Genomic DNA, 26,860 nt, shown 5'->3' with positions numbered 1-26,860 from the left:
GGATCGACCATGGCTTTCCGCCCTTTGTCCCGCCTGCACATCGCGTCACGCATCGCCGCTGGCACGCTGGGCGGCTACGCCTTCACCTGGGGCTTCATGGCCGCCAGCATCGCGCTGCTGTTCGCGGCTGGCATGCCATTCCACGACGCCGAGTCGCTGAGCACCATGATCGGCTTCCTGCTGTTCCTGGGCCTGTTCTGCTGGTCCTTCGCGGCCGGCAGCCTGGCGCGGGTGTGGGCGGTGCTGGCCGGTGGCGGCGCGGCGATGACAGGCGTGGCCTGGCTCGTGCAGCGCGCGTTGGTCTGAGGGGGGCGACACATGTTCCAGAATTTCCGCCTGTCCATGGCCTGGCTGCACACCTGGTTCGGGCTGGTGCTGGGTTTCGTGCTGATGGCCGTCTTCTTCTTCGGTGCGCTGTCGGTGTTCGACCGCGAGATCGACCGCTGGGCCATCCCCGAGTCGCGCTTCGCGCCGCAGCCCATGCCCTCGTTCGACCGCATGCTGCTTCCCGTGTTCCAGGACATCAAGCCGCTGCCCGACGCCATCGAGCAGGCCCGCTCGCGCGTGAACGGGTCCATGGCCACCAGCTTTGCTGCGCAGCGCTACGGCGCCTACACCACGCACCGCGACCCGGTGCTCAGCGTGTTCGTGGGCTTCGAGCTGCCGAACGCCAAGGACCCGGACGACAGCATCTTCGGCACGCGCACCATCGACCCGCGTTCGGGCCGATCGCTGTCGGACGACCGGCTCAAGATCGGCAGCCAGTTCTTCTATCCGCTGCACTACAGCCTGAACTGGCAGTGGATGAACCTGGGCACCTGGATCGTCGGCTTCGCCGCGCTGGTCATGCTGGTGGCGCTGGTCAGCGGCGTGGTCATGCACCGCAAGCTCTTTCGCGAGTTCTTCACCTTCCGCCCGAAGAAGCACACGCAGCGCAGCACGCTGGACCTGCACAACCTGACCGGCGTCGTGGCGCTGCCGTTCCACTTCATCTTCGCCTTCTCGGGCCTGGTGATCTTCGGTGGGACCTACTTCCCGATCACGCACACGCAGCTGGCGCCGTTGCACGAACTGCACGAGCAGCACGAGGCCACGCAGACCGGCCTGCCGGCCAAGGCCTCGGGCGTGCCCGGCACGCTGGCCTCGGTCGATGCCATGGTGGCCGATGCGCAGCGCCGCTGGGCGGCCAAGGGCATGGCCGGGGAGGTCGGGTTCCTCAACGTGCAGCACGTAGGCCATGACAACGCCTACGTCAGCGTCTACCGGGCCGGCACCGACCGCGTGACGCTGACGGGCGAGGGCATCCACTACCAGGCCGCCACCGGCAGGTTGCTGCACGAAGACCCGCCCGTGACGGCCGTGGCCGGCATCAACAACTTCCTGACCGGCCTGCACCTGCAGCACTTCCGGCACTGGACGCTGCGCTGGCTGTATTTCATCGGCGGCCTGTCGGGCTGCGTCTGCATCGCCACGGGCTTCATCTTCTTCGTCGAGAAGCGCAAGCGCCAGCACGCCAAGCAGGGCGTGAGCGGGGCGCGCTGGGTCGATGCCTTCGCGGTCAGCACCGTGACCGGCATGCTCTGCGCGGCCCTGGTCATGCTCATCGCCAACCGCGTGCTGCCGGTGGACCTGCCGGCCCGCGGCGACTGGGAGCAGTACACCTTCTGGGGCGCATGGCTGCTGGCCTTTGCACATGGCATCTGGCGCACGGCTCCCGTGGCCGACGGCGGCATGGCACCCGCCTGGGGCGAGCAGAGCTGGGCGGTGGCGACGCTGGCCGTGGCAGCCGTGCTGCTGAACTGGGTGACCACGGGCGACCATCTGCTGCGCACCATCGCCGACGGCTATTGGCCCGTGGCCGGTGTCGACCTCGTGATGCTGGCCGGCGCTGCGCTCGCGGTGGTGGCCGCGCGCCGGCTGCGAAGCCGGGCGCAGGGCGCGGTGCCGCGCGGCACGGCCGTGGGAGCGGCCCGTGCCTGAGTCGCTGATGGTCGCGGCGGCCGTGGCCGCCAACGCGCTGGGCCTGGCTTGGCTGGCCCTGGCGATGGACGTGCATTGGGCGCAGGTGCGCGGCGGCACCGTGCCGGCGCCAGGTGGCGTGCGTCTGTTGCGCGTGCTCGGCGCCCTAACGCTCGCCGGCGCGCTGCTGCTGTGCCTGGCCGTGGACCATGGCTCCATGGCCTCACTGGTCTGGACCATGAGCCTGGCCGCTGCCGCGATCGCCATAGCGCTCACGTTGAGCTGGCGGCCGCGCCTGCTTGCGCCACTGGTGGCTTGGGTACCATCGGCCCGAGCGACGCCATGACCACACCCATTCTTGCCCCTTCCCTGACCTCATCGGCCGAGGCCGTGGCGGTCGTCCGCCAACAAGGCTATGCCGTGCTCGGCACGGCGGCCGTCTGCGAGCTGGCGGGCTGCACGCCGGCCGCGCTGCGCCCGCTGGAGCCCGGCTGGGCCGACTTGCCGCCCGACGGTTACCTGAAGGACGGCGGACGCTACCGGCGCCGCCGCCATTCCTGTTTCGTGGTCCAGGCCGACACGCTGAACCAGGTCGCGCACCGTGCGCACTGGCAGCCCGTAGCCTACAACGCACTGCATGGCGGCATGGAACGCTGGTTCGAACCCATGCACGCCAGCGACGTGCTGCAGCCTGCCTGGCGCCAGCTGCTGGTGGGCCTGGGCAACCTGTGCTCGGCGCTGCGCGGGCAGGCCGGCACGCCCTGGTACGTGGAGGCACACCAGTTCCGCATCGACACCACCGACGGCATCGGCCGGCCCACGCCCGAAGGCGCGCACCGCGATGGCGTGGACTTCGTGGCCGTGCTGCTGATCGGCCGCCACGGCATCAAGGGCGGCGAGACGCGCGTATTCGAGGCCGAGGGGCCGAAAGGCCAGCGTTTCACGCTCACCGAGCCTTGGTCGCTGCTGTTCCTGGACGACGCACGCGTGATCCACGAGTCCACGCCGATCCAGCCGCTGGAGCAGGGCGGTTGGCGCGACACCTTGGTGCTGACCTTCCGGGCCGGCGGTTTCCAGGGCGTCTGAATCGCGGGTGCGGTCCTACAGCCTGGTGGCTGGCGATTTCCTAGACTGGCTGCGGCGGCATCGGCGCCGCTGTCTTTCCCGGAAAAGGACGCCAGCATGTACCAGCAGATCCTCGTTCCCGTCGACGGCTCGCAGAGCGCGCTCAACGCCTTGCGCCAGGCCGTCACCGTGGCCAAGGCCTTCGGTTCCACCTTGTTCCTCGTCCATGTGATCGACCCCTACCCGTTCCTGGGTGCGGGGGCCGACTACGCCCTGGGCCAGGCCGACTATCTGTCGGCGGCCACGTCGAACGCCAACAACGCGCTGCATGCGGCAACCGAGATCGTCACGGCCGCAGGGCTGCAGAGTGATTCCGCCGTCGTGGACGGCCACGCGGCTGAGGAAGGCATCCTGGCGACGGCGAAGACCTGTGGCGCCGACCTGATCGTCATGGGCTCGCACGGCAGGCGCGGCATCGAGAAACTGCTGCTGGGCAGCGTGACCCAGCGTGTGCTGCAGGACGCGCGCGTGCCGGTGCTGGTGGTGCGCGGCAGCGAAGCCTAGGCTGCCATGCAGCTCGCTGCGGCTCAGACTTGATCGGCCACACTGGCGTCGGCGGGCGGTCTGAGCCATTCGGGGCCTCGGCTCGGCGCCTCGTAGCTCTCCATTTCCAACGCGGTGGCTTCGGCGAACCCGTCGCTGTCTTCGCCACCGCCGCAGCCGGGCAGGAAGGCAGCGACCAGGACCAGGAGAGCGGCTGTCTTGATGAGGTGTCGCTGCATGGTGAATCTCGCAAGGATGGGCTGTCGATGCGTTGATTTTTCAGGCTGGGAGAAACCCTGATGGCAACTAATGCGCACCGCAGGCCAGCCAATCCTCTGGCGACACAGTTGCGCCACGATTGGCCCCGGCGTGTTGCGGGCACGCCACCCATCGTGGCGCGACTGTGTCGGCGCTCGCCCCTGGCGGTGCCTGTCGCGACCCTGAAAGCATCTGCAGGTGCGACGGAAGGTACAGCAATAAAAAAACCCGCCGAAGCGGGTTTCATGGGAGGCGAAGAACTCAGGCCTTCGTCTTTTGCTTGCGGCCGCGCAGGCCGGCCAGGCCCAGCAGTCCCACACCCAGCAGGGCGATGGAGGCGGGCTCCGGCACTTCGATGGCCTGGCTCGTGATCACCAGGTTGAAGTTCACGGCCGTGTCCTGGAACTCCTGCGTGGTGAAGCCGAAGCAGCCGGCTGCTGCGTTGGCAGCCGCGCAGACTTCAGGTGCGAGCGCCGTCAGCGACGGTGCTGCGAAGAAGCTGACGAAGTAGCGGAAACCGTTGAAGTCAAAGGTTTCGTTCAGCGAGCCGCTCAGGACGAAGATGTCGTCGCAGGGCACTGCCGAGGTCGTCACGGCGCAGGTGCCGGCAACGTTGCGCGTTTCTGCGAAGTTGATGGTGTAGTTCGCGGTGAACGCCTCGTAGGCCAGGCCAGAGCCGGTGGGCCGCAGGCTCAGGGACGCGTCGATCTGCGTGCTCTTGAGCGAGACGCTGTTCAAACCCAGTGCGCCGTTGTTGATGTGCGTATAGGTATTGGCCAGCTTGGATGCACCATCGGTGTCCAGGGTGCCGGCGCTCGGGGTGTTGGAGATCTGCAGCGCGCTGCGGTTGAGGCCGACGTCACCGCCTTGCACGCCCCAGCTCACTTCCAAGGCACTGGCCAGGCCATTGCTGCCTGCACGGCCAGCGTTGAAAAAAGTCTGATCGACGTTGAAGGCGCTGTCGACGATGTAGTCCCACTGCATGATGGGTGCAGCGACCGCTGCGTTGACTGCACAAGCGGCGGCCATAACAATGGCAACGCGGGAGAAGGTACGGGTCATGGGGTTCCTGATCCAAATTTGTTACGACGGGTAACATTTAGCACGCCCCGTGCCAGTGTCAAAAAACACTTTTGAATCAATAACTTGTTTGAAAAACACTGTCGAGGATGTGACGGAGTTGACACATTTATCGACGGAGGACAGGTCCTACAAGGCGTAACCCACGCGCAGGTTGCTCCACTGGCCGTGCGAGTCGGCTGACCGGCTCGCCACGTTTCGTGGTGGAGTGGGGACCCACAACAAAAAACCCTGTAGAAGCATCGTTCTACAGGGTTTCAGGGGACGTCCCGAGCCTCGTGAATTGCTCGGAACTACGTTATTGGCGGAGCAGGCGGGATTCGAACCCGCGGAGGGCTATTAACCCTCACACGCTTTCCAGGCGTGCGACTTAAACCGCTCATCCACCGCTCCGCGAAGCCCGCAAGTATAGCAGTGTCAAGTGGGCGCACTGCGCTTGGGCCAGGCGTGGCGCTGCAGGTCTTCGAGCAGCACGAACTCGAGCGCGCTGATGTGCGTCGATTCGAGCACCACCCAGGGCGCGCAGCCGGCTTCGTGCGCCTCCTTCCAGCGATTCACGCAAAGGCACCAGCGGTCGCCGGGCTGCAGGCCGGCGAAGCGGTGTTCCGGCCGCGGCGTCGACAGGTCGTTGCCGCGGCGCTGCGAGAACGCCAGGAACTCGGCCGTGACCTTGGCGCAGACCACGTGCGTGCCGGCATCCTGCGCGTCGGTGCGGCAACAGCCGTCGCGGAACCAGCCGGTCAGCGGAGCGTAGGAGCAGGGCACCAGTTCCGAGCCCAGCACGTTGTGGTCCATGGCGCCGTCTGCCACGGCCTCAGGCCTTCGGTGTCGGCAAGTGGATCATCTGCATCGCCGAGCCGATCAGCGTGGCCACGTCCGTCATGTTGCTCGGCACGATGAGCGTGGTCTTCGCATCCGCAGCGACCTTGCTGTAGGCGTCGACGGCACGCTCGGCCACCTTGAGTTGCACGGCCTGGTCGCCGCCGGGCTGGCGGATCGCGGAGGCCACGAGCGCGATGGCCTGGGCCGTCGCGTCGGCAACGGCCGTGATGGCGGCGGCTTCGCCCTGGGCCTGGTTGATGGCGGCCTGCTTCTCGCCCTCGGACCTGGCGATGAAGGCCTCGCGCTCGCCGGTGGCGATGTTGATCTGCTCCTGGCGCCGGCCTTCGGAGGCGGCGATCAGCGCGCGCTTCTCGCGCTCGGCCGTGATCTGCGCCTGCATGGAGCGCAGGATCTCGGCCGGCGGCGTGAGGTCCTTGATCTCGTAGCGCAGCACCTTCACGCCCCAATTCAGCGCGGCCTCGTCGATGGCGGCAACGACCTGCGCGTTGATGATGTCGCGCTCCTCGAAGGTCTTGTCCAACTCCAGCTTGCCGATCACGCTGCGCAGAGAGGTCTGGGCCAACTGTGTGACGGCCATGATGTAGTTGGACGAGCCGTAGCTGGCGCGCATGGGGTCGGTGACCTGGAAGTACAGGATGCCGTCGACCTGCAGCTGCGTGTTGTCGCGCGTGATGCAGACCTGGCTCGGCACGTCCAGCGGAATCTCCTTCAGGCTGTGCTTGTAGGCAACGCGGTCCACGAAGGGCACGAGGAAGTTCAAGCCGGGTGTCAGCGTGGCGTTGTACTTGCCCAGCCGCTCGACCACCCACGCGTTCTGCTGCGGCACGACCTTGATCGACTGGGACACGAAGACCACCGCGATGACCAGCAGGACGAGAGCAAATTCCATCCAGTTTCTCCAGAGATGTTGTGACAGACGGCGCGTCAGGCCTTGTCGACCACCAGCCGGTTGCCGACCACGGCAACCACCCGGTGCAGGCCAGGCTCGGGCGTTGCGGCACCGCGCTGCACGACAGTCCAGCGTGCGCCGCGGTAGTGTACGGAGGCCGTGCCATCGGGGCTCCAGGCCTGGACCGTGAGCGTCTCGCCAATGTCCATGTTGACGTCGGGATTGGCCTGGGCAGCAACACCTTGCGGCCTGCGGCTGCGCACTGCATACCACACGGCCACCGCGCCGCCGCCGACGACGGCCGCCATTGCGATCTGGCCCGTCATCGCGACACCCAGATAGGCCATCAGGGCCGCTGCGATAAAGCCCAGCGCCACCATGAGCAGATAGAAGGTGCCGGTCACCAGTTCCAGCACGATGCAGGCACCTGCCAGCAGCCACCAGAACGTCGAGTCCGCCATGCCCATCCGCTTGCCCCTTGTGTTTGAACCCGCGCATTGTGGGACAAAAGCAGCAGGGCCCAAACGCGCCGTCATGCAATGTCCTTACACTTCGCGCCTGTCGTTTTCCACCACGCCCAGAAGGGCCGGAGCCCCGCATGAAGTTTCGCTTTCCCATCGTCATCATCGACGAGGACTACCGCTCCGAAAACACCTCGGGCCTCGGCATCCGTGCGCTGGCACAAGCGATCGAAAGCGAAGGCTTCGAGGTGCTGGGCGTGACCAGCTACGGCGACCTGTCGCAGTTCGCCCAACAGCAAAGCCGCGCCAGCGCCTTCATCCTGTCGATCGACGACGAGGAGTTCTCGCCCGGACCGGACCTGGACCCGGCCGTGCTGAGCCTGCGCAAGTTCATCGAGGAAGTGCGGCGCAAGAACCTGGAAGTGCCGATCTATGTGTATGGCGAGACGAAGACATCGCGGCACATGCCCAACGACATCCTGCGCGAGCTGCACGGCTTCATCCACATGTTCGAGGACACCCCGGAGTTCGTGGCGCGCCACATCATCCGTGAGGCCAAGAGCTACCTGGAGAGCGTGCAGCCGCCGTTCTTCAAAGCGCTGCTGGACTATGCCGAGGACGGCTCGTACTCGTGGCACTGCCCCGGGCATTCCGGTGGCGTCGCGTTCCTCAAGAGCCCGGTCGGGCAGATGTTCCACCAGTTCTTCGGCGAGAACATGCTGCGTGCCGACGTCTGCAACGCGGTCGAGGAACTGGGCCAGCTGCTGGACCACACCGGCCCCGTGGCCGACAGCGAACGCAATGCGGCGCGCATCTTCAATGCCGACCACTGCTTCTTCGTGACCAACGGCACGTCGACCTCCAATAAGATGGTGTGGCACCACACCGTGGCGCCGGGCGACGTGGTGGTGGTGGACCGCAATTGCCACAAGTCCATCCTGCACGCGATCATCATGACCGGCTCGATCCCGGTGTTCATGAAGCCCACGCGGAACCACTTCGGCATCATCGGCCCGATCCCGCAAAGCGAGTTTGACCCGGAGGCCATCAAGGCCAAGATCCGCGCCAACCCGCTGCTGGCCGGCGTGGACGCGGACACCGTCAAGCCGCGCGTGATGACCGTCACCCAGTCCACGTACGACGGCGTGCTCTACAACACCGAGACCATCAAGAAGATGCTGGACGGCTACGTCGACACGCTGCACTTCGACGAGGCGTGGCTGCCGCACGCGGCGTTCCATCCGTTCTACGGCGCCTACCACGCGATGGGCAAGCGCCGTGCGCGGCCCAAGGACGCGCTGGTCTTTGCCACGCAGTCCACGCACAAGCTTCTGGCCGGCATCAGCCAGGCCAGCCACGTGCTGGTGCAGGACTCGCAGAACCGCAAGCTGGACCGCCACCTGTTCAACGAGGCGTACCTGATGCACACGTCGACCTCGCCGCAGTACGCCATCATCGCCAGCTGCGACGTGGCGGCAGCCATGATGGAGCCGCCCGGCGGCACGGCGCTGGTGGAGGAGTCCATCCTCGAAGCATTGGACTTCCGCCGCGCCATGCGCCAGGTCGAACGCGAGTTCGGCGAAGACGAATGGTGGTTCAAGGTCTGGGGGCCAGAGCATCTCGTCGAGGAGGGGGTGGGCCGCGCCGACGACTGGATCATCAAGGACGCCAGTGCCGAACGCTGGCACGGCTTCGGTGAACTGGCCGACGGCTTCAACATGCTGGACCCGATCAAGTCCACCATCGTCACCCCGGGCCTGGGCCTGGACGGCAAGTTCGCCGAGCAAGGCATCCCCGCGAGCATCGTCACCAAGTACCTGGCCGAGCACGGCATCATCGTGGAGAAGACGGGGCTGTACAGCTTCTTCATCATGTTCACGATCGGCATCACCAAGGGCCGGTGGAACACCATGCTGGCCGCGCTGCAGCAGTTCAAGGACGACTACGCGAAGAACCAGCCGATGTGGCGCATCCTTCCGGAGTTCTGCCAGCAGCACAAGCGCTACGAGCGCATGGGTCTGCGCGACCTGTGCCAGCACATCCACACGCTGTACGCCAAGTACGACATCGCGCGTCTCACGACCGAGATGTACCTGTCGGACTTGACGCCTGCCATGAAGCCCAGCGACGCCTATGCCCACATTGCGCACCGCAAGACCCAGCGCGTGCCGATCGATGAACTGGAAGGCCGCATCACGACCAGCCTGGTCACGCCGTACCCGCCCGGCATTCCGCTGTTGATCCCGGGCGAGGTCTTCAACAAGAAGATCGTGGACTACCTCAAGTTCTCGCGCGAGTTCAACATCCAGTGCCCGGGCTTCGAGACCGACATCCATGGCCTGGTGGAGACCGAAGACGAGAACGGCAAGATTAGCTACTTTGCGGACTGCGTCGCCGAGGGCAAGCCGATGTCCGAGGCCGAGAAGGTCACGCGCGCCGAGGATGTGGTCCAGGTCGGCAGCGACGGGCCTTTCGGTCGCACGATCTAGACGATCCAATTCCACGAAGAAAAAGGCCCCGCGCATGCGGGGCCTGTGTGGGCCGATCGCGGCGTCACGCGCGCGATGGCTTCATCTTGCCGCGAGGATCAGCTGCGACGGCGACGCACGGCCACCAGGCCCAGCGCGGCCACACCGAGCAGCGCCAGCGAGCCGGGTTCCGGCACTTCGACAGGAGTGTCCGCCGTGTAGTCGTAGACGACGTTCAAGCCGCAGCCTGCGGTCGTGGACTGCTCGATCAGGATGTTCCCGCCGCCGCCGGTCTGGGTGTTGCTGATCGCGGTCGTGCAGAGGAAGTCCACGGTGCCGCCGCCGATGAAGGAGCCCAGATCCGCGGCGGTGAAGGTCAGCGTGTTGCTGATGTCCTGCGCGCCCAGGTCAACCCGTTGTCCGCCCGCAATGGGCGAGGGGCCGTAGTTGAACAGCGGCGCATCGAAGGTCTGGAAGATGGAGCCAGGGCCTGTCAGAAAAAAGTTCTCGGTACTGACGAAGCCGAAGATCTGCGTTTGCGCTGCTTCATTGAGGAGTGAGGCGCTCGACAGGACGCGGCCATCCAGGGTGATCGTCACGCTGTTCAGCGTGCCGAGGCTGGCATCGAATTGTTGGAGCGTGTGCGTCTGGTTGATCTCCGTCAGTTCCATCACTTGGGGAGAGGACTGCGTGACCACGGCTGCACTAGCGGCTGCCGCAGCAGAGGACATGACGGCGAGGAGGGTTAATTTCTTGAGGGACATACTTGTTGTTACTCCTTTACTCGAATCACCAGAAAGTTGGTGACCCAAAGATGAAGGTGAGCAAGGTGTATGCCGCCACTTGAAGTTCATTGATCTGTCAGGTGTTGGTTTTCTTCGATTCGAGAAATTAGTTGGAGACTGTCAGGTATTCCGTCAGCAGGAAAACATTCATAAGGTGAGTTGTGTACCAGGATGTTCTAAAGGCAACTTGTCAACCGTCAAGTCGCACACGAAGAAATCGCGCGTGGCGCGGCATGCCACTGCCGTGCAGGCCGTTATAGCGGTAGGTGACGAGTGCCCCGATCGGCGGCGGATCGGCGCGTTGCGCATCGGTGAAGCCGCTGCCGAGCCTGAAGCGCAAGCCCTCACCGGTCTCCACGATGAGCGCGCCCAGTCGGCCTGCGTGCCGGCCCTGGCCTGGCACATAGCCCACGACGCGGGCCTCGGCGTCATCGTAAGGCTTGAACTTCAGAAGATCATCGTTGCGCTCGCTGCGGTACGGCGCACTGCCCAGATGCAGCATCAGCCCCTCGCCGCCTGCGCGCACGATGCGGTCGAGTTCGGCCTGCAGCGCCTGATGCGTGGTCGCCCGTTGCTGGGGCACGGCAACGACCCATGGCACCCCCGAAAGCGGCAGCAGCGAATTCAGGCGCTGCAGCCGCCGGTCGAAATCGCCTGGCTCGGCGGGCAGGTCGAACACCATGTAGCGCATGGCGCGCCACGCGGCATCGGACGGCTGCTGGCTGCGCACGGTCGCCAGGGCCTGCTCGAAGCGGCCTCTGCCGGCCCACAGTTCTCCATCCAGTGCGACGCCGGGCAGCGGCGCGGTGAACCAGGCCGGCGGCACGATGCGTTCGCCGCCGCGCGTCCATAACTGCCGGCCGTCCCAGTAGGCACGCAGGCCATCGTATTTCTCTCTCACCCAATAGCCGGCCAGGGGCATGCCACGTCGGTAGACGTTGGCCAGCATCAGCCGCGGCGGCGCCGCGGCAGCGGGCAGCGTGGCCGCGAGTGCGGCCAGGACCAGTGCGCGACGAAGCCTATTCGTCGAGCCCGCCGACCACTTGGCTGAAGCCGCCGTCCACATAGGTGATCTCTGCCGTCACGCCGCCCGCCAGGTCACTCAGCAGGAAGGCAGCCACGTTGCCCACGTCTTCGATGGTCACGTTGCGCCGGATCGGCGACACGGCGGCGACAGCCGGCAGCAGCTTGCCGAAGCCCTTGATGCCGCTGGCGGCCAGGGTCTTGATCGGCCCGGCGCTGACCCCGTTCACCCGGATGCCCTTGGGCCCCAATGCGCCGGCCAGGTACCGCACGGACGCTTCCAGCGAGGCCTTGGCCAGGCCCATGGTGTTGTAGTTGGGCACGGTGCGTACGGCGCCCAGGTAGGTCAATGTGATCAGCGCCGACTTGTCATTCAGGTAGGGCAGAGCGGCCTTGGCCATGGCCGGAAAGCTGTAGGCGCTGATGTCGTGCGCGATCTTGAACGACTCGCGCGACAGGCCTTCGAGGAAGTCGCCGGCGATGGCCTCGCGCGGCGCGAAGCCGATGCTGTGCACGAAGCCGTCGAACTTGGGCCAGGTCTGGGCCAGGTCGGTGAACAGCTTGTCGATCTGCGCGTCGTCGCCCACGTCGCAGTCGAAGATCAGCTTGGAATCGAAGTCGGCCGCAAATTCGGTGATGCGGTCCTTGAAGCGTTCGCCGACATAGCTGAACGCCAGTTCCGCACCCTGTGCGTGGCAGGCCTTGGCGATGCCATAAGCGATGGAGCGGTTGCTCAGAACGCCGGTGATCAGCAGTTTCTTGCCGGTAAGAAAGCCCATGTCGTAGTGTCTCGCGCGGCTTTGAGGAGAGGTCCGCGCCTTGGTGCTCCGAGCCGGTCGCGAAGCAGCGGAGAAGAGGCCCCTGCTAAGGGTCACTCCGAAGGCGCTGAAGGATTGGTGCAGAATTGTCGCATGCGGATTTGCTGGCTTTGTTTGGGTTTCCTGGCGTCGATGCCAGCCTGGGGAGCCCACGCATATGCCCAGTTCGGCGACATCAAGTACGGCCCGGACTTCACGCATTTCTCCTATGTGAATCCGGACGCGCCCAAGGGTGGCGAGATCCGCATGGTGCCGCCGACACGGCCCACCAACTTCGACAAGTTCAACCCGTTCACGCTCAAGGGCACGGCGCCCTACGGCATGGGCAACCTGGTCTTCGAGAGCCTGCTCACGGGCAACATGGAAGAGTCGACCACGGCCTATGGCCTGCTCGCCGAGGACGTGGAAGTGGCGGCGGACAAGCTCTCGGCCACATTCCGCCTCAACCCCAAGGCCCGCTTCCACGATGGCTCGCCGGTGCTCGCCGGCGATGTCGTGCACTCGTTCGAGACCTTGATCAGCAAGCTGGCCGCGCCGCAGTTCCGCAGCATCTATGCCGAGGTCAAGGGTGCGCACGCGGTCGGCGAGCGCACGGTGCGTTTCGACTTCAGGACGCCGAACCCGGAGCTGCCGCTGGTCGTGGGCGGCATGCCGGTGTTCGGGCGCCAATGGGGGGCCGGCAAGCCCTTCGACCAGATCACGACCGACGTGCCGGTGGCATCCGGCCCGTACAAGATCGCCAGCCCACGACTGGGCCGCGACATCACCTATCAGCGGGACCCGAACTACTGGGGCGCCGGCCTGGCGGTGCGGCGCGGCCAATACAACTTCGACCGCGTCACCTACAAGATCTACCTCGACGAGACTTCGCGCTTCGAAGGGCTCAAGGCCGGCGAATACGACTTCATGCGCGAGTTCACGTCGCGCAACTGGGCGCGCCAGTATTACGGCAAGGTGTTCGACCGCGGTGAGGTTCGAAAGCAGGCCTTCCAGAACCGCAACCCGGGTGACTTCCAGGGCTACGTGATCAACGTGCGCAAGGACAAGTTCAAGGACATCCGCGTGCGCCAGGCCCTGGGCCTGGCTTACGACTTCGAGTGGCTCAATCGGCAACTGTTCTATGGCCTGTACCAGCGCGTGAACGGCTACTTTCCGAACAGCGAGTTCCATGCCGAAGGCCTGCCCAAGGCCGACGAACTGGCCTTGATGGAGCCGCTGCGCGCGAAGCTGCGGCCCGAGTTGTTCGGCCCTGCGCTGCGCTCCGTGAGCACGGCGCCGCCGGGCAGCCTGCGCGAGAACCTGCGCCAGGCGCGCGCGCTGCTGGCCGAGGCCGGCTGGACTTACCGCGACGGCGCGCTGCGCAACGCCAAGGGCGAGCCCTTCACGATCGAGTTTCTGAACGACCAGCCGTCGCTGGTCCGTACGGCGACGCCTTACCAGTCGGCTCTGCGCAAGCTCGGCATCGAGCTGAGCTTTCGCACGGTGGACTTCTCGCTGTCGCAGCAGCGCATGGACACCTTCGACTTCGAAATGACCTCGGTGCGCCTGCCCGGCAGCGCGGCGCCCGGCAGTGAATTGCTCGAACGCTTCGGCTCCGAGGCGGCCAGGACCAACGGCTCGTCCAACATCTGGGGCATCAGCGACCCGGCCATCGACACCGTCGTGCGCAAGGTGCTCAGCGCGACCACGCGGCCCGAGCTCGCGACCGCCATGCGCGTGCTCGACCGCATCCTGTCGCATGGCCACTATTCGGTGCCGCAGTACTACGGCAGCGCATTCCTCATCGGCTACCGGCCTGGACCCTTCGTGCTGCCCGATGTGATCCCGCCGTATTACGACGCCGGCATCTGGGCCGAGTCCACCTGGTGGGCGTCGCCCGCGAACCGCTAGCCCCGCATGGCCGTCTACGTCCTCAAACGTCTGCTGTTGATGGTGCCCACGCTGTTCGGCGTGCTGCTGCTGACGTTCGCGGTGATCCAGTTCGTGCCGGGCGGGCCGGTCGAGCAGATGGTGGCGCAACTGCAGGGCCGCGACTCAGGCGGCGAGGGCGCTGCAGCCAGCGGCGCCGGCTACCGTGGGCGGCAGGGCCTGGACCCGCAGCGCATCGAGGAGATCCGCGCGCTGTACGGCTTTGACAAGCCGGCTCATGAGCGCTTCTGGATCATGCTCAAGTCCTTCGCCAAGTTCGACCTGGGCCAGAGCTTCTACCAACGCAATGCCGTGTGGGAGCTGGTCAAGGAAAAGCTGCCCGTGTCCATCAGCCTGGGCCTGTGGACCTTCTTCATCAGCTATTTGATCGCCGTGCCGCTGGGCGTCGCCAAGGCCGTGCGCGCGGGCTCGCGCTTCGACTTCGTGACCACGCTGGTCGTGCTGGTCGGCTATGCGATACCGGGCTTCGTGCTGGGCGTGGCGCTGCTGGTCATCTTCGGCGGCCAGTTGCAGTGGTTCCCGCTGCGCGGACTCACATCCTCCAATTGGGAGCAACTGGGCTGGGGCGCGCGCATCGTCGACTACCTGTGGCACATCGCCCTGCCGGTGACAGCCATGGTGCTGGGCAGCTTCGCCGTGACCGCCATGCTGACCAAGAACTCGTTCCTGGAGGAGATCCGCAAGCAATACGTGCTGACCGCGCGCGCCAAGGGCCTGGACGAGCGCAAGGTGCTGTGGAAGCACGTGTTCCGCAATGCCTTGATCCCTATCATCACCGGCTTCCCGGCCGCGTTCATCGGGGCCTTCTTCACGGGGTCGCTGCTGATCGAGACGCTGTTCTCGCTGGACGGCCTCGGATTGCTGAGCTACGAGAGCGTGATCCGGCGCGACTACCCGGTGGTGTTGGGCACGCTGTACCTGTTCACGGCCATCGGGCTCGTGACCAAGCTCATCAGCGATTTGTGTTACGTCCTGGTGGACCCGCGGGTCAAGTTCGATTGACGGGCATGGGAACTTCAATGAATAGCGTGTCCACCTTTGACTGTGGGAGATGACCATGGACTGGAACATCGCCACCACCAGGCAGCAGTTCTCCGAGGCCGTGCGGCTGAGCGCGCAGGAGCCTCGGGCCATCGACGTACGCGACTTCAGTGGCTGCGGCAGCGCCTTTCTGAACCCTCTCACGGAATGAAGGCCACAGCTTCGCTCGCCGTCCACCTCTCGCCCGGCCGTCGCGCCTGGCAGCGCTTTCGACGCAACCGGCTGGGCTTCTGGAGCCTGCTCATCTTCAGCACGCTGGTCGTGTTGAGCCTCTTCGCCGAAGTGCTGTCGACCGACAAGCCGCTCGTCGTGCGCTACGAGGGCGCGACCTACTTCCCCGTGCTGCGCGACTATTCGGAGAAGACTTTCGGGGGCGACTTCGAGACGCCTGCCGACTACCTGGACCCATTCATCCGTGACCGCATCAAGGGCGGCGACAACTGGGCTGTGTACGCACCCAACCCCTACGGCCCGCGCACGCTGAACTACTTCGCCAAGTCGCCGAACCCGGCCGCGCCGTCGTCGGAAAACTACTTCGGGACGGACGACCGCGGCCGTGACCTGCTGGCTCAGTTGATCTATGGGTTCCGCGTGAGCGTGCTGTTCGCGCTGGCGCTGACGGCCATCGGCGTGGTGCTGGGCATCGTGGCCGGTGCCATCCAGGGCTATGCCGGCGGCAGGACCGACCTGGTGCTGCAGCGGTTGATCGAGATCTGGGGCTCCATGCCCGAGCTCTACCTGCTCATCATCTTCAGCGCGATCTTCGCGCCCAGCGTGGCGCTGCTGCTGGTGCTGCTGTCGCTGTTCGGCTGGATGGGCCTGTCGGACTATGTGCGCGCCGAGTTCCTGCGCAACCGGCAGATGGACTACGTGCGTGCCGCTCGTGCGTTGGGCGTGTCCAACCTGCAGATCATGTGGCGCCACATCCTGCCCAACAGCATGGTGCCCGTCGTGACGTTCCTGCCATTCCGCATGAGTGCTGCCATTCTGGCGCTGACCTCGCTGGACTTCCTGGGCCTGGGCGTGCCGCCCGGCACGCCGTCGCTGGGCGAGTTGCTGAACCAGGGCAAGGCCAACATCGACGCCTGGTGGATTTCGATGTCGACCTTCGGCGTGCTGATGGTCACGCTGATGCTGCTGACCTTCATGGGCGACGCCCTGCGCGATGCGCTGGACCCGCGTAAGGCCGAAACATGACGCAGCCATTGCTGTTGAACGTCAAGCAGTTGCAAATTGCGTTCGGCGAGAACACGGTCGTGCACGGGGTGGATTTCACGATCGCGCCGGGCGAAAAGCTGGCCTTGGTCGGCGAGTCCGGTTCGGGCAAGACCGTGACTGCGCTGAGCCTGCTGCGCCTGCTGCCGGATGCGCGCCTGGGCGGCCAGGCGCTGTTCCAGAGCCGTGAAGGCTGGGTCGACCTGGTGAGCCTGCCCGAGCGGTCGCTGCGCGGCCTGCGAGGGCAGGAGATCGCCATGATCTTTCAGGAGCCGATGACGGCGCTGAACCCGCTGTTCAGCGTCGGCGAGCAGATCGCCGAGGTGCTGCAGCTCAAGCAGGCCCTGCTGCGCGGCGAGGCCTGGGCCCATGCCGTGCGCCTGCTCGGCGACACCGGCATTCCTGAGCCCGAGCGACGCGCGCAGGCCTTTCCGCACCAGTTGTCGGGCGGCCAGCGCCAGCGCGCCATGATCGCCATGGCCCTGGCCTGCAAGCCTGCGCTGTTGCTGGCGGACGAGCCCACGACGGCGCTCGACGTCACGCTGCGCAGCCAGATCCTGGAGTTGCTGTCCGATCTGCAGCGCAAGAACGGCATGGCCGTGCTGCTCATCACGCATGACCTGAACCTCGTGCGCCGCTTCGCAGATCGAGTTGCCGTGATGGAGTCCGGCCACATCGTGGAGCAGGGCGCGGTCGCCGAATTGTTCGCCCGCCCGCGCCATCCCTACACGCAGCGCCTGTTGGACAGCCGGCCGGCGCGCGACGTGGTGGAGCCCGCGCCGACGCAGGCGGTCGTGCTGCGCGGCGAAGGTGTGCGCGTGACCTACCCGGTGCCGCGTTCCGGCATCCAGGGCTGGTTCCGCAAGGGCCGTTTCGTGGCGGTCCAGGGGGCGGATTTCCAGGTTGCGCCGGGGCAAACGCTGGGCGTGGTCGGCGAATCCGGTTCCGGCAAGTCCACGCTGGCGCTGGCGGCGCTGGGGCTGGTGCCGTTCGAGGGACGCTTGGCAGTCGCCGGCGGCGCCTGGGGGCGCGACACGCGCGGCAACCTGGCCCTGCGCCGTGCCGTGCAGGTGGTGTTCCAGGACCCGTTCTCGTCGCTATCGCCGCGCATGACGGTCGAAGACATCGTGGGCGAGGGGCTCAAGGTGCATGTACGGCAACTTTCCGAGGTAGAGCGCCGAGCGCGTGTGCTGGAGGCGCTGGACAGCGTGGGCATGACGCCGGCACGCTTTCCAGGCTTGCTACAGCGCTACCCGCACGAGTTTTCCGGCGGCCAGCGCCAGCGCCTGGCGATCGCGCGTGCGCTGGTGGTCGATCCGCAACTCCTCGTGCTGGACGAGCCCACCAGCGCGCTGGATGTGACGATCCAGAAACAGGTGCTGCAGTTGCTGCAGCGGCTCCAGCGCGAGCGTGGGCTGGCCTATCTGCTGATCACGCACGACGTGGACGTGGTGCGCGCCATGGCGCACCAGGTCATCGTCATGAAAGATGGCGAGATCCTGGAGTCCGGCAGCGTGGACGCCGTCCTGGGCGCCCCCCGCCATGCCTACACACAGGCGCTAGTTGCTGCGGCGGCGCTCTCGGATCGCGCGTTTCAGGCGTCAAGCGCCCCCTAACCTCGGGCAATTCATCGCGTTCTGCGTTACAATCGCTGCTTCACGACCAAACGGGCGGGTATTTACCGCCCGTTTTTTTTGGTCGCTTTATTTTGAGAGATTCGGGCGCAGGTAAGGAGAGCCGTGGCATTGCAGGAGCTGGTGGACAAGACCGTACAGGGTCTGGGATACGAACTGGTGGAGATCGAACGGTCCGCCGGCGGGCTGCTGCGCATCACGATCGACCACCCCTGGGCGCCTGGCGTGGAGCGCTTCATCACGGTGGAAGACTGCGAAAAGGTCACGCGCCAGCTGCAGTTCGGCCTGGAGGTCGAAGGGGTCGAGTACCGCCGGCTGGAGGTGTCCTCGCCCGGTATCGACCGACCGCTCAGGCGCGTGTCTGACTTCGAGCGTTTTGCCGGCGCGCTGGTCGACCTGACACTGAAGGCGCCGCTGGGCTCTGCTGCTGGCGGCCAGGTGCATGCCAGTCGCAAGAAGTTTCGCGGCACGCTGGAACGCGTGGCGCCCTCCGAGCCTGGTGGTGCCGTGCAATGGCAACTGCTCTGGACCGAGGAGCCGCCAGCGGCCAAGCCGGGCAAAAAGCCTGGCAAGAAGGCGCAGCCGTTGCCGGTGAATGTGTTGGGTTTTACGCTGGACGAGCTGCGCGACGCGCGGCTGGCACCGGTGGTGAATTTCAAGGGCCGCGGCGGTGCCGCGGATACCGATTGAGGGGCGGGCGGTGCTTCGCGGCCGGGGCCCGGGTGTTTGGTGTGAACGTTGCAGGAGAAGCGTGACATGAATCGCGAAATGTTGATGTTGGTCGACGCGATCTCGCGTGAGAAGAACGTGGAGCGGGACGTGGTGTTCGGTGCCGTCGAGGCGGCACTGGCCCAGGCCACGAAAAAGCTGTACCAGGGCGAGGTGGACATCCGCGTGGCCGTGGACCGTGACAGCGGCGACTATGAAACCTTCCGCCGCTGGCTGGTCGTGCCCGACGCCGCCGGCTTGCAGAACCCGGAAGCCGAAGAACTGTTCTCCGACGTCAAGGAAGACATCTCCGACATCGAGGAAGGCGACTTCATCGAGAAGCCGGTGGACTCCGTGCCCATCGGCCGCATCGGCGCCATGGCCGCCAAGCAGGTCATCCTGCAGAAGATCCGCGACGCCGAGCGCGAGATGCTGCTCAACGACTTCATGTCGCGCGGCGACAAGATCTTCGTCGGCACCGTCAAGCGCATGGACAAGGGCGACATCATCGTGGAGAGCGGGCGTGTCGAAGGCCGGCTGCGCCGCAGCGAGATGATCCCCAAGGAAAACCTGCGCACCGGCGACCGCGTGCGGGCCATGATCATGGAGGTGGACCTGACGCTGCGCGGCGCGCCCATCATCCTGTCGCGCTCGGCGCCCGAGTACATGGTCGAGCTGTTCCGCCAGGAAGTGCCCGAGATCGAACAGGGCCTCTTGGAGATCAAGTCCTGCGCCCGCGACTCCGGCTCGCGCGCCAAGATCGCCGTGCTGTCGCATGACAAGCGCGTCGACCCGATCGGCACCTGCGTCGGCGTGCGCGGCACGCGGGTCAACGCCGTCACGAACGAGTTGGCCGGCGAGCGCGTCGACATCGTGCTGTGGAGCGAAGACCCGGCGCAGTTCGTGATCGGTGCGCTGGCGCCGGCCAACGTGTCCTCCATCGTCGTGGACGAGGAGCGCCATGCCATGGACGTGGTGGTCGACGAGGAAAACCTCGCGATTGCCATCGGCCGCGGCGGGCAGAACGTGCGCCTGGCCTCCGAGCTGACCGGCTGGAAGATCAACATCATGGATGCCGCCGAGTCTGCACAGAAGCAGGCCGACGAGACCGATTCCAGCCGCAAGCTGTTCATGGAAAAACTCGATGTGGACGAGGAGATCGCCGACATCCTGATTTCCGAAGGCTTCACCAGCCTGGAGGAGGTGGCCTATGTGCCGCTGCAGGAGATGCTGGAAATCGAGAGCTTCGACGAAGAGACGGTGACCGAGCTGCGTTCGCGTGCCAAGGATGCCCTGCTCACCATGGAGATCGCGCGGGAAGAAGGCGTGAACGAAGTCTCGCAAGATTTGCGTGATCTGGAAGGCCTGCCCGCCGACCTGATCGACAAGCTGCAAGCGAACGGGGTGAACACCCGCGACGATCTGGCCGATCTGGCCGTCGATGAACTCACTGAAATTACCGGCCAGTCTGCGGACGAGGCCACGACGTTGATCATGAAGGCGCGCGAACACTGGTTTACCAGCGATGCCGCTTCTCAAGAGTAACGGTCATGAAAGGTCGCACAACACATGTCCACTACCACCGTCGCTGAATTCGCCACCGAACTGAAGAAGCCTGCGGAAACCCTGCTCGAGCAATTGAAGGGCGCAGGCGTGTCCAAGCAGTCGTCCGCCGATGTGCTGTCCGAAGCCGACAAGCAAAAGCTGCTGAACTACCTGCAGGCCAGCCATGGCACGCTGTCGGCCGAACGCAAGAAGATCACGCTGGTCAAGAAGTCGACCACCGAGATCAAGCAGGCCGACGCCTCCGGCCGGGCGCGCACGATCCAGGTCGAGGTGCGCAAGAAGCGCACCTTCATCAAGCGTGACGATGTCGCCGAGGGCGAGGGCGAAGCGCCCGAAGAAGTCGTCGACACGAGTGCCGAGGACGCCGAGCTTGCCCGCCGCGAGGAAGAAGCCCGCCACCAGGCCGAGCTGATTCGTCGCCAGGAAGAAGAGCTCGCCGAGCAGCGCCGCCAGCGCGAAGCCCAGGAACAACGCGAACGCGAAGCCGCCGCCAAGGCCGCGCAGGAGGCCGCCACTGCGGCTGCTGCTGCCGAGGCTGCGCACAAGCTGGAGCAGGCGGCCCAGGCCAAGGCGCAAGCCGCCGCACCGCAGGCCAAGGCGCCAGAGGCGCAGGCCCCGGCCGTGCCGGTGCCCGATGCCCAGGCCAAGGCAGAAGCCGCGCAACGCGACAAGGCCGCTGCCGCGGCTGCAGAGTCCAAGGCACGTGCCGAAGACGAAGCAGCGCGTGCGCGCGACCTGGCCGAGCGCCGTCGCAAGGCCGAAGCCGAAGCCGCTGCGATCCGTTCCATGATGGCGGCGCCCAAGAAGGTGCTGGTCGCCAAGAAGGAAGAGCCCAAGCCCGTCGTCAAGGCGCCCGAGGCGGCCAAGCCCGGCGTCAAGGGCACGCTGCACAAGCCGGCTGCCGGCAGCACCGTCGCGCGTCCCGGTGCGCCGGCGGCTGCGCCGGCTGGCGCAGGCAAGGAAATCAAGTCGGCCAAGACGTCGTCCGCCTGGGCTGGTGATCCGGCCAAGAAGAAGGCCATCCCCACGCGCGGCGATTCCAGCGGCGGTGTGGGCCGCGGCAACTGGCGCGGCGGCCCGCGGGGGCGCCGTGGCGACCACCGCGACCACCGCGAGGATCATGCGCCGCAGGCGCAGGCCGAGACGCGCATCATCGAGGTGCACGTGCCCGAGACCATCACGGTGGCCGAGCTGGCGCACAAGATGTCGATCAAGGCGTCCGAGGTCATCAAGCACCTGATCAAGCTGGGCCAGATGGTCACCATCAACCAGCCGCTGGACCAGGACACGGCCATGATCGTGGTCGAGGAAATGGGCCACACGGCCGTCATCGCCTCGCTGGACGACCCGGAAGCCTTCACCGAAGACGAAGTGTCGCAACAGCAGTCCGAGTCCCTGCCGCGTGCCCCCGTGGTCACCGTCATGGGCCACGTGGACCACGGCAAGACCTCGCTGCTGGACTACATCCGCCGTGCCAAGGTGGCCGCGGGCGAAGCCGGTGGCATCACGCAGCACATCGGTGCCTACCACGTCGAGACCGCACGCGGCATGGTGTCCTTCCTGGACACCCCGGGCCACGAGGCGTTCACGGCGATGCGGGCGCGCGGCGCGCAGGCCACCGACATCGTGATCCTGGTCGTGGCGGCCGACGACGGCGTCATGCCCCAGACCAAGGAAGCCATCAAGCACGCGAAGGCGGCGGGTGTGCCCATCGTGGTCGCGATCAACAAGATCGACAAGCCCGATGCGAACTCCGAGCGCGTGCGCAACGAGCTCGTGGTCGAGCAGGTCGTGCCCGAAGAATTCGGCGGCGATTCGCCGTTCGTGGAAGTCTCGGCCAAGACCGGCCAGGGCATCGACGCGCTGCTGGAGCAGGTGTTGCTGCAGGCCGAAGTGCTCGAGCTCAAGGCGCCGGTCGAATCCGCTGCCAAGGGCCTGGTCATCGAAGCCAAGCTGGACAAGGGCCGCGGTCCTGTGGCCACGGTGCTGGTGCAGTCCGGCACGCTGAAGGTCGGCGACGTGGTGCTGGCCGGTTCCACCTCGGGCCGTGTGCGCGCCATGCTGGACGAGGATGGCAGGGTCAGCAAGTCCGCCGGCCCGTCGATCCCGGTGGAAATCCAGGGCCTGACCGAAGTGCCGCAGGCCGGCGACGACTTCATGGTGATGGTGGACGAGCGCCGTGCGCGCGAGATCGCCACCTACCGTGCGGGCAAGTTCCGCAACACCAAGCTGGCCAAGCAACAGGCTGCCAAGATGGAGAACATGTTCTCCGACCTGTCGGCGGGCGAAGTCAAGACGCTGCCCCTCATCATCAAGTCCGATGTGCAGGGTTCGCAGGAGGCGCTGTCGCAGTCGCTGCTCAAGCTGTCGAACGACGAGGTCAAGGTGCAGATCGTGTACGCGGGTGTCGGCGGCATCAGCGAGTCCGATGTCAACCTGGCGATCGCGTCCAAGGGCCTGGTCATCGGCTTCAATGTGCGTGCCGATGTCGGTGCGCGCAAGCTGGCCGAAGGCAACGGTGTCGAGCTCAAGTACTACAGCATCATCTACGACGCCGTGGACGAGCTCAAGACGGCCATGGCCGGCATGCTGGCCCCCGAGCGCCGCGAGGAAGTCATCGGCCATGCCGAGATCCGCACGGTGTTCGTGGCGACGAAGATCGGCACGATTGCCGGCTCCTACGTGCTCGACGGCGTGGTGCAGCGCAATGCCCACTTCCGCCTGCTGCGCGAGAACGTGGTCATCTACACGGGCGAGATCGAATCGGTCAAGCGCATGAAGGATGACGTGCGGGAAGTGCGCGAAGGCTTCGAGTGCGGTATCAAGCTGCGCAACTACAACGACATCCGCGAAGGCGATCAGCTCGAAATCTTCGAGATCAAGGAGATTGCACGGACGCTGTAAGCGTTCTTGCAAAGGAGCCACATGCCGGCGAGAAAGTCTTCCGCGCCCAACCGCAGCCTGAAGGTGGCCGATCAGATCCAGCGCGATCTGACCGAGCTGCTCGCGCGCGAGTTGAAGGACCCGCGCGTGGGCATGGTCACGATCCAGGGCGTGGAGGTCACGCCTGACTACGCCCATGCCAAGGTGTTCTTCAGCCTGCTCGTGGGCGACCCGGTGGAGACCGAGGCCGCGCTGAACCAGGCCGCAGGCTTCCTGCGCAGCCATCTGTTCAAGCGGCTGCACATCCACACCGTGCCCACGCTGCACTTCCAGTTCGACCGCACGACCGAACACGCCGCCGACATGAACGCCTTGATCGCCAAGGCCGTCGCATCGCGCGCGAAAGACGACTAGACCGTGAGCAACGCCGGGCCGCCCCAAGGTGCGAGAGCCCCCTTGGGGGGCAGCGATTTACACGCAGTGAAAGAGCGTGGGGGTCCAGTTCGCGCGCCACGCACCAGGGTGCAGCGGCGCCCTGTGCATGGGGTATTGCTGCTCGACAAGCCGCTGGGTCTTTCCAGCAATGACGCCTTGCAAAAGGCCAAGTGGCTGCTGCGCGCCGAGAAGGCCGGCCATACCGGTACGCTGGACCCCTTGGCCACCGGCGTGCTGCCGCTGTGTTTCGGCGCGGCGACCAAGTTCAGCCAGCTGCATCTGGACGCCGACAAGACCTACGAGACCACCGTCCGCCTGGGCGTCACGACCACCACGGCCGATGCCGAGGGCGAGGTGCTGCGCGAGCGGCCCGTGGCCTGCACGCCCGGCCAGGTCGTCGAGGTGCTGGACCGCTTCATGGGCCCGATCGCGCAGGTCCCTCCCATGCACAGCGCGCTCAAGAAGGACGGCAAGGCGCTGTACGCGTACGCGCGCCAGGGCCAGACCGTGGAGCGCGCGGCGCGCCATGTCGTGATCCACGACCTGGACCTGCTGGACATGCAGTTGCAAGGCGATGCGCCCGCGCTGCGCCTGCGCGTGCGCTGCTCCAAGGGCACCTACATCCGCACGCTGGGCGAAGACATCGCCGAAGCCCTGGGCTGCGGCGGTCACCTGACGGCGCTGCGTCGTGTCGTGACCGGCCCGTTCGACATCGCGCAGTGCGTGACGCTCGATGCGCTGATCGCCATGGCCGAACCCGAGCGCGAGGCGCTGATGCTGCCCACGCAGGCCTTGCTGGCCGATCACGCGGCCGTCACGCTGGCGGCTGAAGATGCCGGCCGTTTCCTGTCCGGCCTGCGCCGGCGCGGCACCTGGCCCGATGCCGAGCGCGTCGCGGTGTTCGGCGCCGAGCCTGCCGCCTTGCTGGGCACGGCCCACGCCAAGGCCGGCGAACTGATTCCGTCGCGGCTCCTGAGCCCACCCGAAATTCAACAGATCCTAGAAAGCCAACCATGAGCAAACAAATCCGCAACATCGCCATCATTGCGCACGTCGACCACGGCAAGACCACGCTCGTGGACCAGCTGCTGCGCCAGTCGGGCACCTTCGCCGAACACGAGAAAGTGGTCGACACGGTGATGGACAACAACGCGATCGAAAAGGAACGCGGCATCACCATCCTGGCGAAGAACTGCGCCGTGACCTGGAAGGGCACGCACATCAACATCGTCGACACCCCGGGCCACGCGGACTTCGGCGGTGAAGTCGAGCGCGCGCTGTCCATGGTCGACGGCGTGGTGCTGCTGATCGACGCGCAGGAAGGCCCGATGCCGCAGACGCGCTTCGTGACCAAGAAAGCGCTGGCCCTGGGCCTCAAGCCCATCCTGGTCGTGAACAAGGTTGACAAGCCCGGCGCACGCCCCGACTACGTCGTCAACGCCGCGTTCGACCTGTTCGACAAGCTAGGCGCCACCGACGAGCAGCTGGACTTTCCGGTGGTCTACGCCTCGGGCATCAACGGCTGGTCGTCGCTGGAAGAAGGCGAGCCCAACGAGCAGTGGGGCCCCGACATGTCGGCCCTGTTCGACACCGTGCTGCAGCACGTGCCCGCGCAAAAGGGCGACCCCACTGCACCGCTGCAGCTGCAGATCTCGGCACTGGACTTCTCCACCTTCGTCGGCCGCATCGGCGTGGGCCGCATCAGCCAGGGCACGATCAAGCCCATGATGGACGTGCTGGTCATGGAAGGCCCGGATGGCAAGACGGTCAAGGGCCGCGTGAACCAGGTGCTGACCTTCCAGGGCCTGGAGCGCGTGCAGGCCACCGAGGCCGGCCCGGGCGAGATCGTGCTGATCAACGGGATCGCCGACGTCGGCATCGGCGTCACGATCACCGACCCGGCCAACCCCGCGCCGCTGCCCATGCTCAAGGTCGACGAGCCCACGCTGACCATGAACTTCTGCGTCAACACCAGCCCGCTGGCCGGCCGCGAAGGCAAGTTCGTCACCAGCCGCCAGATCTGGGACCGCCTGCAGAAGGAACTGCAGCACAACGTGGCCCTGCGCGTGAAGGAAACCGACGAAGAAGGCATCTTCGAAGTCATGGGCCGCGGTGAACTGCACCTGACCATCCTGCTGGAGAACATGCGCCGCGAAGGTTACGAGCTGGCCGTGTCCAAGCCGCGCGTGGTGTTCCAGAACATCGACGGCGAGCGGCACGAGCCCATCGAAATGGTGACGGCCGACATCGAAGAGCAGCACCAGGGCGGCGTGATGCAGGCACTGGGCGAGCGCAAGGGCGAGCTCGTCAACATGGAGCCGGACGGCCGTGGCCGTGTGCGCCTGGAATACCGCATCCCCGCGCGTGGCCTGATCGGCTTCTCGAACGAGTTCCTGAACCTGACGCGCGGCACCGGCCTCATCAGCAACATCTTCGACAGCTACGAGCCGCACAAGGGCGACATCGGCGGGCGCAAGAACGGCGTGCTGATCTCCATGGACGACGGTGAAATCTTCACCTACGCCCTGGGCAAGCTGGACGACCGCGGCCGCATGTTCGTGCGCCCGAACGACCCAGTCTACGAAGGCATGATCGTCGGCATCCACAGCCGCGACAACGACCTCGTGGTCAACGCGACGCGGACCAAGCAGCTGACCAATTTCCGCGTGAGCGGCAAGGAAGACGCCGTGAAGATCACGCCGCCGATCGAGTGCACGCTGGAGTACGGCGTCGAGTTCATCGAGGACGACGAGCTGGTCGAGATCACGCCCAAGAGCATCCGCCTGCGCAAGCGCCACCTGAAGGAGCACGAGCGCAAGCGCGCATCGCGCGAAGCCTGATCGGCCCAGGGGCCGGCGCTGCCGGCCTCGCCCTTGCCCGAACGGGCCCCGCTGCATTGGCCAGCGGGGCCCGTTCGGCTTTGAAGGCCCCAGATTCCTGGGCCTAGGGTAAGCCCTGGGATGCGCTTCCGGGTTTCCGTGAAGGTCAGCGCAGGGCTGTCTGGCGGATCGGGATGGAGGCTCTCACGGTTTCTGAAAAGCCGTTGTAAATCAATCGGTTGGGTGTGCTTTTTGCGGTCGCTGGCCTGGCACACGCATTGCGATGCATTCCCCATCGCAACCACCGCAGAGACAAGCCCATGGACCACCCAACGGCCCCGCAACCCTTCTACAAGAGCCTGTACTTCCAGGTCATCACCGCCATCGTGATCGGCGTGCTGCTCGGGCATTTCTGGCCAGAGACCGGCGCGGCCATGA

Annotated in this window: 25 protein-coding genes and 1 tRNA gene; 17 read left to right on the top strand and 9 right to left on the bottom strand. The window is 65.9% G+C overall.

Annotated features, from left to right (window positions below):
* Nucleotides 1–9: 9 nt before the first annotated feature.
* The 5 genes from ASF43_RS10685 to ASF43_RS10665 all read left to right on the top strand — a co-directional run bounded on the left by ASF43_RS10685 (nt 10) and on the right by ASF43_RS10665 (nt 3,588).
* Nucleotides 10–306, top strand: a complete 297-nt coding sequence (locus ASF43_RS10685; protein WP_056180234.1) for a hypothetical protein — start codon at nt 10–12, stop codon at nt 304–306.
* A 12-nt stretch (nt 307–318) separates the two neighbouring features.
* On the top strand, nt 319–1,980 hold the full coding sequence (locus ASF43_RS10680; protein WP_056180231.1) for a PepSY domain-containing protein: 1,662 nt from the start codon (nt 319–321) through the stop codon (nt 1,978–1,980).
* Nucleotides 1,973–2,305, top strand: a complete 333-nt coding sequence (locus ASF43_RS10675; RefSeq protein ID WP_235578213.1) for a DUF3325 family protein — start codon at nt 1,973–1,975, stop codon at nt 2,303–2,305. The genes ASF43_RS10680 and ASF43_RS10675 overlap by 8 nt, the downstream gene beginning before the upstream one ends.
* Entirely contained in the window at nt 2,302–3,045 is a 744-nt protein-coding gene (locus ASF43_RS10670) for a 2OG-Fe dioxygenase family protein (protein ID WP_056180226.1), read from the top strand. The genes ASF43_RS10675 and ASF43_RS10670 overlap by 4 nt, the downstream gene beginning before the upstream one ends.
* A gap of 96 nt (nt 3,046–3,141) precedes the next feature.
* Nucleotides 3,142–3,588 carry a universal stress protein gene (locus ASF43_RS10665; protein WP_056180223.1) on the top strand — a complete coding sequence of 149 codons (447 nt, stop codon included), beginning with the start codon at nt 3,142–3,144 and terminating at the stop codon, nt 3,586–3,588.
* A 23-nt stretch (nt 3,589–3,611) separates the two neighbouring features.
* On the opposite strand, the gene ASF43_RS10660 is transcribed toward ASF43_RS10665, so the two are convergent.
* The 6 genes from ASF43_RS10660 to ASF43_RS10635 all read right to left on the bottom strand — a co-directional run bounded on the left by ASF43_RS10660 (nt 3,612) and on the right by ASF43_RS10635 (nt 7,173).
* Nucleotides 3,612–3,806: a hypothetical protein gene (locus ASF43_RS10660; RefSeq protein WP_056180220.1), complete on the bottom strand. Its 195-nt coding sequence runs from the start codon at nt 3,804–3,806 to the stop codon at nt 3,612–3,614.
* Between the two features lie 280 nt (nt 3,807–4,086).
* Nucleotides 4,087–4,854, bottom strand: a complete 768-nt coding sequence (locus tag ASF43_RS10655; protein ID WP_056180217.1) for a THxN family PEP-CTERM protein — start codon at nt 4,852–4,854, stop codon at nt 4,087–4,089.
* A 353-nt stretch (nt 4,855–5,207) separates the two neighbouring features.
* Nucleotides 5,208–5,298: transfer RNA gene (locus ASF43_RS10650), tRNA-Ser, on the bottom strand.
* Between the two features lie 24 nt (nt 5,299–5,322).
* Complete coding sequence (locus ASF43_RS10645) at nt 5,323–5,700, bottom strand: DUF2237 family protein (protein WP_056180215.1); 378 nt, start codon at nt 5,698–5,700, stop codon at nt 5,323–5,325.
* 19 nt (nt 5,701–5,719) lie between these two features.
* On the bottom strand, nt 5,720–6,637 hold the full coding sequence (locus ASF43_RS10640) for an SPFH domain-containing protein (protein WP_056180212.1): 918 nt from the start codon (nt 6,635–6,637) through the stop codon (nt 5,720–5,722).
* A 35-nt stretch (nt 6,638–6,672) separates the two neighbouring features.
* Nucleotides 6,673–7,173, bottom strand: a complete 501-nt coding sequence (locus tag ASF43_RS10635; protein WP_369803255.1) for an NfeD family protein — start codon at nt 7,171–7,173, stop codon at nt 6,673–6,675.
* A 62-nt stretch (nt 7,174–7,235) separates the two neighbouring features.
* Between ASF43_RS10635 and ASF43_RS10630 the strand changes: the two genes are divergently transcribed.
* A complete protein-coding gene (locus tag ASF43_RS10630) occupies nt 7,236–9,587 on the top strand; it encodes an arginine/lysine/ornithine decarboxylase (protein ID WP_056180209.1) in 2,352 nt (783 codons plus the stop codon).
* 98 nt (nt 9,588–9,685) lie between these two features.
* Here ASF43_RS10630 and ASF43_RS10625 read toward each other — a convergent pair whose 3' ends face one another.
* From ASF43_RS10625 to fabI, 3 genes are all read right to left on the bottom strand, one after another.
* Nucleotides 9,686–10,330 carry a choice-of-anchor E domain-containing protein gene (locus ASF43_RS10625; protein ID WP_162241798.1) on the bottom strand — a complete coding sequence of 215 codons (645 nt, stop codon included), beginning with the start codon at nt 10,328–10,330 and terminating at the stop codon, nt 9,686–9,688.
* Between the two features lie 211 nt (nt 10,331–10,541).
* Nucleotides 10,542–11,417, bottom strand: a complete 876-nt coding sequence (locus tag ASF43_RS10620) for a DNA ligase (RefSeq protein ID WP_056180204.1) — start codon at nt 11,415–11,417, stop codon at nt 10,542–10,544.
* Nucleotides 11,371–12,153 (bottom strand): enoyl-ACP reductase FabI, encoded by a 783-nt coding sequence (fabI, locus tag ASF43_RS10615; RefSeq protein WP_056180203.1) that lies wholly within the window; start codon nt 12,151–12,153, stop codon nt 11,371–11,373. The genes ASF43_RS10620 and fabI overlap by 47 nt, the downstream gene beginning before the upstream one ends.
* A 171-nt stretch (nt 12,154–12,324) precedes the next feature.
* Here fabI and ASF43_RS10610 point away from each other — a divergent pair, with 171 nt between their 5' ends.
* The 11 genes from ASF43_RS10610 (at nt 12,325) to typA (ending at nt 26,443) form a co-directional block, all read left to right on the top strand.
* Nucleotides 12,325–14,082 (top strand): extracellular solute-binding protein, encoded by a 1,758-nt coding sequence (locus ASF43_RS10610; protein ID WP_235578212.1) that lies wholly within the window; start codon nt 12,325–12,327, stop codon nt 14,080–14,082.
* Nucleotides 14,083–14,088: 6 nt separating this feature from the next.
* On the top strand, nt 14,089–15,123 hold the full coding sequence (locus ASF43_RS10605; protein WP_056180199.1) for a microcin C ABC transporter permease YejB: 1,035 nt from the start codon (nt 14,089–14,091) through the stop codon (nt 15,121–15,123).
* Nucleotides 15,124–15,178: 55 nt separating this feature from the next.
* Complete coding sequence (locus ASF43_RS32030) at nt 15,179–15,313, top strand: hypothetical protein (protein WP_255358111.1); 135 nt, start codon at nt 15,179–15,181, stop codon at nt 15,311–15,313.
* Nucleotides 15,310–16,359, top strand: a complete 1,050-nt coding sequence (locus ASF43_RS10600; protein WP_056180196.1) for an ABC transporter permease — start codon at nt 15,310–15,312, stop codon at nt 16,357–16,359. The genes ASF43_RS32030 and ASF43_RS10600 overlap by 4 nt, the downstream gene beginning before the upstream one ends.
* A complete protein-coding gene (locus tag ASF43_RS10595; RefSeq protein ID WP_056180193.1) occupies nt 16,356–17,993 on the top strand; it encodes an ABC transporter ATP-binding protein in 1,638 nt (545 codons plus the stop codon). Before ASF43_RS10600 ends, ASF43_RS10595 begins: the two co-directional genes overlap by 4 nt.
* Nucleotides 17,994–18,116: 123 nt before the next feature.
* The gene (rimP, locus tag ASF43_RS10590; protein WP_056180190.1) at nt 18,117–18,701 is read left to right on the top strand and encodes a ribosome maturation factor RimP; all 585 of its coding nucleotides are present in this window, start codon (nt 18,117–18,119) and stop codon (nt 18,699–18,701) included.
* 66 nt (nt 18,702–18,767) lie between these two features.
* Nucleotides 18,768–20,264, top strand: coding sequence for a transcription termination factor NusA (gene nusA / locus ASF43_RS10585; RefSeq protein WP_056180187.1), 1,497 nt, complete (start codon nt 18,768–18,770; stop codon nt 20,262–20,264).
* A 24-nt stretch (nt 20,265–20,288) separates the two neighbouring features.
* Nucleotides 20,289–23,189, top strand: coding sequence for a translation initiation factor IF-2 (gene infB, locus ASF43_RS10580; protein ID WP_056180185.1), 2,901 nt, complete (start codon nt 20,289–20,291; stop codon nt 23,187–23,189).
* 21 nt (nt 23,190–23,210) lie between these two features.
* Complete coding sequence (gene rbfA / locus ASF43_RS10575) at nt 23,211–23,582, top strand: 30S ribosome-binding factor RbfA (RefSeq protein ID WP_056180182.1); 372 nt, start codon at nt 23,211–23,213, stop codon at nt 23,580–23,582.
* Between the two features lie 66 nt (nt 23,583–23,648).
* Nucleotides 23,649–24,620 carry a tRNA pseudouridine(55) synthase TruB gene (truB, locus tag ASF43_RS10570; protein WP_056180179.1) on the top strand — a complete coding sequence of 324 codons (972 nt, stop codon included), beginning with the start codon at nt 23,649–23,651 and terminating at the stop codon, nt 24,618–24,620.
* Nucleotides 24,617–26,443 carry a translational GTPase TypA gene (gene typA / locus ASF43_RS10565; RefSeq protein ID WP_056180176.1) on the top strand — a complete coding sequence of 609 codons (1,827 nt, stop codon included), beginning with the start codon at nt 24,617–24,619 and terminating at the stop codon, nt 26,441–26,443. Before truB ends, typA begins: the two co-directional genes overlap by 4 nt.
* Nucleotides 26,444–26,860 lie beyond the last annotated feature (417 nt).

Source organism: Pseudorhodoferax sp. Leaf267 (assembly GCF_001422405.1).
In the GTDB taxonomy this organism is placed as follows: domain Bacteria; phylum Pseudomonadota; class Gammaproteobacteria; order Burkholderiales; family Burkholderiaceae_C; genus Pseudorhodoferax.
The sequence above is the reverse complement of the archived record's forward strand: the minus strand, read 5'-3'. Positions and strand labels throughout refer to the sequence as shown.